Source organism: Inquilinus limosus MP06 (assembly GCF_000767795.1).
Lineage (GTDB): Bacteria > Pseudomonadota > Alphaproteobacteria > DSM-16000 > Inquilinaceae > Inquilinus > Inquilinus limosus_E.
The window spans coordinates 1-8196 of the sequence record NZ_JANX01000268.1; the positions used below are offsets into that span (position 1 = coordinate 1).

Sequence of the window (8196 nt, forward strand, 5' to 3'; positions counted from 1 at the left end):
TCCGGCGCGCAGCCGATGCGCAGCCCGGCCGACGCCGCGGCCTGGGCCAGGGCCCGGGCATCGGCCAGCGTCGCTGCCAGCGGCTTCTCCAGATAGACATGCTTGCCGGCGGCGAGGACCTGCAGCCCGACCGCGGCATGGGCCAGCGGCACGGTCAGGTTGATGACGATCTCGATCTCCGGGTCGGCCAGCAGCTCGTCGACCGAGAGCGCCTGGACGCCGTATTGCTGGGCCTTGGCTTCGGCCGCCTCGCGCCGCAGGTCGGCGCAGGCCTTGACGCGCACCAGGCTGGAGCCGGCGGCGCCGCGGAAATAGGCGTCGCTGATGTTGCCGCAGCCGATGATGCCGAGGGTGACGGGGGTCATGGATGGAGTCTCCGGGGGTGTCTTGGTTGGCCGTTCGCGGCGCCGTTCTTCTTCGTCCCTCCCCACCCTGTCATTGCCGGGCTTGACCCGGCAATCCAGAAGCTGTCGACAGTCTCTGGATGCCCGGGTCAAGCCCGGGCATGACAGTTTTGGGGACAAGGCGGTACCGACGGAGGCCTGTCAGGTCAGGCCGGCAGGCCCTTGAGGAAGTCGAAGCTGGCCTTGGCGAAGGCGTCGGGATGCTTGGGGTTGTCGTGCTCAACCACCATCCATTCGGCGCCCGCCGCCCGGCATTCGCGCCACAGCCGGGGCCAGTCCAGCGTGCCGGTGCCGACGTCGGTCCAGCCATCCTCATCGGTCTTCTGGCCGGCCGGGGCAATGTCCTTGACATGGGCCGAGGTCACCCGCGCCTTCTCCTTCACCAGCCACTCGGACGGGTTGGCCCCGCCGCGCGCCAGCCAGGCGACGTCGACCTGCCAGGTCAGCGGGTGGCCGTTGGCGCCGTCGAAGAAATGCGCCAGCACCGGGCGGCCGTCCTCCGCCGCCTCCAGCTCCCAATGGTGGTTGTGGTAGCCGAGCTTGATGCCTTTGTCGGCCAGCCGGGCCGCGAACTCGCCGAGCTCCTTGCCGATGCGGCGCCAGTGGTCGCCACCGCCCTTGCGCTCCTCCGTCGGCACGGCCGGCATGAACAGTTGGCTCAGGCCGACGGTCTTGGCGCCCTCGACCACCCAGTCCAGCCGCTCGCGCAGCGCCGGCAGGCCGATATGGCCGGAGGACGCGGTCAGGCCGCGGGAATCGAGCTTGCGGCGGGTGCCGGCCGCGTCGTCGAAATGCGACTGGATCGTCTCGACATGGCGGTAGCCCGCGGCCGCCACGGCGTCGAGCTGCTTGTCGAGGTCGCCGTAGTTGCGGAGGCTGTAGAGCTGGATGGAGATCACATCCGGAGTGGACATCGCTTCCTCTGGGGTTTGAAGCCGGTCTCGAGCCGGCGTCTGGTTCCGGGGCCGGCCCTACAGCCGGCGCTCGGTCTGGGTGCTGAACAGGGAGGCCTTGGACAGGTCGAGCGCCAGCCGGGCGCCGCCCGACAGCGCCCGCGCCCTGTCCGGCGGCAGGCGGACGGAGAGGCGTTTGCCGGCCAAATCGAACCAGGCCAGCGTGTCGGCGCCCATCGGCTCGGTGAACAGGAGCGGCGCCTCGACCGGCACGCCGGGCGCGCCGTCCTCGGCCAGGCCGATATCCTCCGGCCGGAAGCCGAGCACGATCTCGTCCCCCGCCGCGGGCTCGGACAGGAAGGGATAGGCGCCGAGCGGCAGGTCCTGGCCGTCGATGCGCGCGACGAGGCCGTCGGAGCGCACCACCGTGCCGGGCAGGAAGTTCATCGCCGGGGAGCCGACGAAGCCGGCCACGAACAGGGTCGCCGGCTTCTCGTACAGCGTCTGCGGGTCGGCATACTGCTCGACCTGCCCGCCCTTCATCACCGCGATCCGGGTCGCCAGCGTCATCGCCTCGATCTGGTCGTGGGTGACGTAGACGATGGTCGAGCCCAGCTCCTGGTGCAGGCGCTTGATCTCGACCCGCATCTCGGTGCGCAGCTTGGCGTCGAGATTCGACAGCGGCTCGTCGAACAGGAACACCTGCGCCTCGCGCACCAGGGCCCGGCCGATCGCCACGCGCTGGCGCTGCCCGCCGGAGAGCTGGCCCGGCTTGCGGTCCAGCAGCTCGCGGATCTGCAGCAGGTCGGCGGCCCAGGCGACGCGCTTCTCCACCTCCTCCTTCGCCACGCCGTTGACGCGCAGGCCGAAGGACAGATTCTTGCGCACCGTCATGGTCGGATAGAGCGCGTAGGACTGGAACACCATGGCCAGGCCGCGGGCGCTCGGCTCGGCCTCGGTGACGTCGACGCCGCCGATCACGATCTCGCCGGAATCGACCTCATCGAGGCCGGCGATGGCGTTGAGCAGGGTGGACTTGCCGCAGCCCGAGGGGCCGAGCAGCACGGTGAAGGCGCCGGGATCGACCTCGATGTCGATCTCGCGCAGCACATGCAGCGGGCCGTAGGACTTGTTCAGGCGGCGGATCGAGATGCCGGAGGACATGGGCCTATCCTTTCACGGCGCCCGAGGCGATGCCGCGGACGAAGTACCGGCCGGACAGGAAGTACACGAGCAGCGGCGGCAGCGCGGTCAGCACCGTCGCCGCCATGTTGACGTTGTACTCGATCGTGCCGGTGGTGGTGTTGACGATGTTGTTGAGCTGGACGGTCATCGGCAGGTTCTCGCGGCCGGCGAAGATGTAGCCCAGCAGGTAGTCGTTCCAGATGCCGGTGACCTGCAGGATCAGCGCGACCATCAGGATGTTCACCGACATCGGCAGCATGATCTGCAGGAAGATGCGGAAGAAGCCGGCGCCGTCGACCCGGGCGGCCTTCACCAGCTCCTCCGGGATCCCGGCGTAGAAGTTGCGGAAGATCAGGGTCAGCGTCGGCAGGCCGAAGATCACATGGATCAGGATGATGCCGGGCAGCGTGCCGTAGAGGCCCATGCCGGCGAAGATCTTGACCAGCGGGTACAGGATCACCTGGTAGGGGATGAAGGCGCCCAGCATCAGCGCGGTCAGGATCTTGTCGGCATGGCGGAAGCGCCACTGCGCCAGAGCGTAGCCGTTCAGCGCCCCGGCCAGCACCGACAGGACCACGCTGGGCACCAGGATGCGGACCGAGTTCCAGAAGCCGACATGCAGCCCGTCGCAGAACAGGCCGGTGCAGGCCGACAGCCAGGCCTTCGACCATGGCTCCAGCGTCGGCGCCATCGGCAGGGCGAAGATCGAGCCCTCGCGGATCTCGTCCATCGGCTTCAGCGAGGTCGACAGCACGATCAGCAGCGGGATGGCGAAGAACAGCGCGGCCAGCACCAGGACGGCATAGAGCCCGGCGCGGCCGGCCGACGCCTTGCGGGCGGGGCGGCGGACGGCGCGCGGGATCGCACCGGCGACGGCAGTGTCGGTCATCGCGCCCTCCGCGACAGCTCGATGTAGAGATAGGGCGCCAGCGCCGCCAGCACGGCGACCAGCATGACCACGGCGCCGGCCGAGGCCAGGCCGATATTGGCGCGCTCGAAGGTCAGGTCGACCACGAACTTGGCCGGCAGGTCGGTGGCGTTGCCGGGGCCGCCCCGGGTCATGGCGACGACCAGGTCGTAGCTCTTCACCACCGCGATCGCCAGCAGCACCACGCAGGTGACGACCAGCGGCCGCAGCATCGGCAGCACGATCGACCAGTAGGTGCGCCAGCGCGGAATGCCCTCGACCCTCGCCGCTCGCCAGACCTCGTGGTCGATGCCGCGCAGCCCGGCCAGCATGATCGCCATGATCAGGCCGGAGGAGTGCCAGACGCCGGCGATCACCAGGGTGTAGATGGCCCGGTCGCGGTCGACGATCCAGTCGAAGGTGAAGCCCTCCCACCCCAGGCCGCGGACGAAATCCTGCAGCCCCATGGTCGGGTTCAGGAACCACTGCCAGGCCAGGCCGGTGACGATGAAGGACATCGACAGCGGGTACAGGAAGATGGTGCGGAACGCCCCCTCCCCCTTCACCTTCTGGTCGATCAGCACCGCCAGCAGCGTGCCCAGCACCAGCGCCCCGGCGATGAACAGCCCGCCGAACACGAACATGTTGCCGAAGGCGGTGTACCAGCGCGCGGTGCTGAACAGCCGGACATACTGGGCGACACCGGCGAAATCGTAATTCGGCACCAGGCTGGACCGGGTGAAGGAGATGTAGATGGTCCAGAGAATGGTGCCGTAGAAGCACGTGGCCATGACCAGCACGGTCGGCGTGACCACGGCCTTGGCGGTCAGGTAGCGGATGCGGAGCGCAGCCATGATCCCTCCAGAGGACCGCCCCGCCGCGAGGGCGGAGCGGTCCGGTTGAGGCGGTCGGTCAGATGTCGGCGTTGGCGACGATCTCGGAGAACTGCTTGGCAGCCTCCTCCGGCTTCATCTCCGGGTTGGTCCAGAACTGGGTGATCAGGTCCTGCAGCTGGCCTTCGACGTCGCTGCTGAAGGCCAGTGCCGTGTTCGGCAGCTGGTTCTCGACCTTCGACATCACCTTCTGGCCTTCCTGCGAGCAGATATCGAGGGTGCCGACATCGGCATCCATCCGCGGCGGCAGGGCACCCTTGAACTGATTGAAGGCGACCTGGGTGGCCGGGTCCATCATCACCTCGGCCAGCAGCTTCTGGGCCTTGGTCTTCTCCGGGTCGTCCAGCTTCGGGAAGGCGAAGACGTCGACGGTCAGGACATAGGCGTCCTGGTTGCCCGGCGGCCGGGCGCAGCCGAACTCCTTGCCCGGGGTCAGGCCGGCGGCGGCGAACTCGCCCTTCGCCCAGTCGCCCATGATCTGCATCGCCGCCTTGTTGGTGGCGACCATGATGGTGGTGTCGTTCCACTTCCGGCCGGCGCTGCCCTGGTCGACATAGGCGCGCAGCTTGCCGAAGGTCTCGAAGGCCTTGACCATCTCCGGCCCGCCCGCCGCGGCGGCGTCATGGTCGACATAGACCTTCCTGTACGTCTCCTTGCCGCCGGCGCCGATCAGGACCGAGCGGAACAGCAGCGCCTCCTGCCACGGCTCGCCGCCGAGGCCGAGCGCGGTGTAGCCTTTGGCCTTGATCTTGTCGGCGACAGGGAAGAACTCGTCCCAGCTCTTCGGCGGCTCGGCGCCCACCTCCTGGAAGATCTTGGTCGAGTACCACAGCCAGTTGTCGCCATGGATATCGGTCGGGACGGCGTAGAAATGGCCGTCATAGGAGGCGTTCTTGACGATCAGCGGCGGCAGCTTCTCCTGCCACTTGCCGGCCGCGGCGAGGTCGTCGAGATCGGCCAGCAGCCCCTCCTTCGCCAGGTTGGTGACGGCAACGCCGATGTTCCACTGGATGGCGCCCGGCGCGTCACCGCCGGCGATCCGGTTCATCGCCGCCTGCCGCGCCGCGGTGCCGCCGACCACGGCGCTGTCGATCCAGGTGCCGCCGCGCTTCTTGAACTCGTCGGCGAACACCTTGATCGCCTTGGATTCGCCGCCGCTGGTCCACCAGTGGATGACGTCGACGGTCTGTGCCGCCGCCGATCCCGCAGCCACCGCCGATATTGCACTGCAAAATGCGGCGGACAGCAGAAGTCGTTGGGGAAAATTCATAAGATTCCTCCCTCGCTTTATTCGGTTAACGGCTCAACGAACCCCGTCATCGCCCGCAGAACGGGCAACGAACACTGCAACTGCAGCGCATTCCGTATTTTGATCGGATCGTACAATCGATTACATTGAGGCGTCAATCGTGGAATCGAGGATCGAATATTGTCCTCTCCTGTGAATGGCCGGAACCGCACCCGGATGGTCGATATCGCCCGGCTGGCGGGCGTTTCAGTGGCGACGGTCAGCCGCGCGCTGACCGGCTCCCCCCTCGTCACCACCGAGACGCGCGAGCGGATCGAGGCGGCGGTGCGCCAGACCGGCTATGCCGTGAACCCGCTGGCGCGCGGCCTGCGCCGGCAGGAGGCGCGGCAGATCCTGGTGCTGGTGCCGGACATCGGCAACCCGTTCTTCTCCGAGGTCCTGCTGGGAATCGAGGAAGAGGCGGCGGCGCGCGGCTTCAGCATGCTGGTCGGCAACACCGCCAAGGATCCCGCGCGGGAAGACCGGCATGCCGGCCAGATGCTGACCGGCGCGGTCGACGGGCTGATCCTGCTGAACGGAAGACTGCCGCCGCGGCTGCAGCGCGACCGCGACTTCGACGGCCGCATCGTGGCGGTGTCGGAATCGATTCCCGGCGGCCGGGTGCCGGTCGTCGGCATCGACAATGCCGGCGCCGCGGCGGCGGTGGTGGCCCATCTGGCCGGGCTGGGGCATCGCCGCATCGCTCACATCGCCGGGCCGGAGAGCAACATCCTGACGCGGCAGCGGCTGGACGGCTACCGCGCCGGGCTGCGCGCGGCCGGCCTCAAGGCCGAATCCTGGCTGGTCCGGCACGGCGACTTCACCATCCCGAGCGGCGAGGCGGCGATGGCGTCGCTGCTGTCCCTGCCCGCCCCGCCGACGGCGGTGTTCTGCAGCAATGACGAGATGGCGATCGGCGCCATCCGGGCGTTGCGCGTCAGCGGGCGCGAGGTGCCGCGCGACGTGGCGGTGGCCGGCTTCGACGATATCCAGTTCGCCGGCACCTATGAGCCGCCGCTGACCACGATCCGCCAGCCGCGCCGACGCATGGGGGCCGAGGCGATGGCGCTTCTGGGCCGCCGCATCACCGGCGAGCCCGCCGCCGGCGGCGACGTCACCCTGCCCTTCGCACTGGTGGAGCGAAGGAGCAGCGTGGGGTGAGAGCCGCCATCGACCGCCTTCCATATTGACGCCGCGGCCATCCCGGCTTTAGCTGTTAGAACGCAATAACGTCACATACTTCATTATTGCGGAATAATGGGAGACAGGGATGGCGGATCTGCTGGTCAAGCTCTATGCGCTGGAGCCGCCGACGGCGTCGCGCGCGGCGATGGCGGCGGCCGGCATCACCATCCGTCCCGCCATCGCGCCGGAGAAGCGCGCCGTCGCCCGCTGGGTGGCGGAGCGCTTCGGCGACGGCTGGGCCAGCGAGGTCGAGGTCGCCTTCGCCCATCGCCCGATCGGCTGCCTGGTCGCGGTCAAGGACGGCGCCCTGCTGGGCTTCGCCTGCCACAACGCCACCGCCATCGGCTTCTTCGGCCCCACCGGCGTCGACCCCGACCAGCGCGGCCTGGGCATCGGCGAGGCGCTGCTGCGCGAGACCATGGAGGCGATGCGCCACCTGGGCCACGGCTACGCCATCATCGGCGGCGCCGGCCCGGTCGCCTTCTACGAGAAAATCGTCGGAGCCGTCGAGATTCCGGGTTCCACAAGTGGTCTATACCACGGCATGATACGATCCAAGACGACGGAATGATCCGGAGGCGCGGCCCGATCACGGCGGCCGCCCCCATCACGCATTCGGGAGGGTTCACACGGTGACCGCAGCCAACGCGTCCAGGGGCGGCCGGCCGCTCGCGCTCGTCCTCGGCATCCAGCGGCCGACGCTGTCGGCCGACGAGCTGGCCTTCTTCCGCGAGGCCAATCCCTACGGCCTGTTCCTCGGCCGCCGCAACATGAAGGACCCGGACCAGCTGCGCGCCCTGTGCGCCGCCTTCCGCGAGGCGGTGGGCCGGCCGGACGCGCCGGTGCTGACCGACCAGGAGGGCGGCCGCGTCTCGCATCTCGATTCCGGCGCCTGGCCGATGTTCCGCAGCTTCCGCAGCTTCGGCCGGCTGGCGGAGAAGGACATGGCCGCCGCCAAGCGCGCCATCCGCCTGTCCTCCGTCGCCATGGGCCGGATGATGCGCGAGGTCGGGCTGAACAGCGCCTGCTCCCCCGTGCTCGACCTGCTGCTGCCCGGCGCCGACCTGGTGATCGGCGAGCGCGCCTTCGGCGGCGACCCGGAGCTGGTGGCGGCGCTGGGCCGCGAGGTGGTGGACGGCTTCCTCGAGGTCGGGCTGATGCCGGTGATGAAGCACATCCCCGGCCATGGCCGCGCCACCGAGGACAGCCATAAGACCCGGCCGGTGGTGACCGCCGACGCCGCGACGCTGGACGCCACCGACTTCCTGCCCTTCGCCCGGCTGCGCGACACGCCCTGGGCCATGGTCAGCCATGTCGTCTACAGCGCCTTCGACCCCGACCGCCCGGCCTCGGTCTCGCCGGTGATCACGCAGGAGGTGATCCGCGGCCGCCTGGGCTTCGACGGCGTGCTGATCTCCGACTGCGTGTTCATGAACTCGCT

The 8196-nt window shown here is 69.0% G+C and carries 9 protein-coding genes; 3 read left to right on the forward strand and 6 right to left on the reverse strand.

All coding sequences use genetic code 11. The features are described 5' to 3' along the window. From P409_RS19580 to P409_RS19605, 6 genes are all read right to left on the reverse strand, one after another. Positions 1 to 365: Gfo/Idh/MocA family protein (locus P409_RS19580; protein WP_034841963.1), on the reverse strand; the 365-nt coding region annotated here is incomplete at its 3' end. Between the two features lie 185 nt (positions 366 to 550). Next, entirely contained in the window at positions 551 to 1318 is a 768-nt protein-coding gene (locus tag P409_RS19585; RefSeq protein ID WP_034841966.1) for a sugar phosphate isomerase/epimerase family protein, read from the reverse strand. Between the two features lie 57 nt (positions 1319 to 1375). Then, a complete protein-coding gene (locus P409_RS19590; RefSeq protein WP_034841969.1) occupies positions 1376 to 2461 on the reverse strand; it encodes an ABC transporter ATP-binding protein in 1086 nt (361 codons plus the stop codon). Positions 2462 to 2465: 4 nt separating this feature from the next. Then, complete coding sequence (locus P409_RS19595; protein WP_034841972.1) at positions 2466 to 3371, reverse strand: carbohydrate ABC transporter permease; 906 nt, start codon at positions 3369 to 3371, stop codon at positions 2466 to 2468. Continuing rightward, entirely contained in the window at positions 3368 to 4243 is an 876-nt protein-coding gene (locus tag P409_RS19600) for a carbohydrate ABC transporter permease (protein ID WP_034841975.1), read from the reverse strand. Before P409_RS19600 ends, P409_RS19595 begins: the two co-directional genes overlap by 4 nt. Before the next feature lie 58 nt (positions 4244 to 4301). Further along, entirely contained in the window at positions 4302 to 5495 is a 1194-nt protein-coding gene (locus tag P409_RS19605; protein ID WP_202964728.1) for an ABC transporter substrate-binding protein, read from the reverse strand. A 252-nt stretch (positions 5496 to 5747) separates the two neighbouring features. On the opposite strand from P409_RS19605, the gene P409_RS19610 reads away from it, so the two are divergent. The 3 genes from P409_RS19610 to P409_RS19620 form a co-directional block, all read left to right on the forward strand. Further along, entirely contained in the window at positions 5748 to 6731 is a 984-nt protein-coding gene (locus P409_RS19610) for a LacI family DNA-binding transcriptional regulator (RefSeq protein ID WP_034841987.1), read from the forward strand. 109 nt (positions 6732 to 6840) lie between these two features. Beyond that, positions 6841 to 7326 carry a GNAT family N-acetyltransferase gene (locus P409_RS19615; RefSeq protein ID WP_034841981.1) on the forward strand — a complete coding sequence of 162 codons (486 nt, stop codon included), beginning with the start codon at positions 6841 to 6843 and terminating at the stop codon, positions 7324 to 7326. A gap of 61 nt (positions 7327 to 7387) precedes the next feature. Beyond that, positions 7388 to 8196 (forward strand): glycoside hydrolase family 3 N-terminal domain-containing protein (locus P409_RS19620; protein WP_034841984.1); only part of this gene is annotated, 809 nt, incomplete at its 3' end.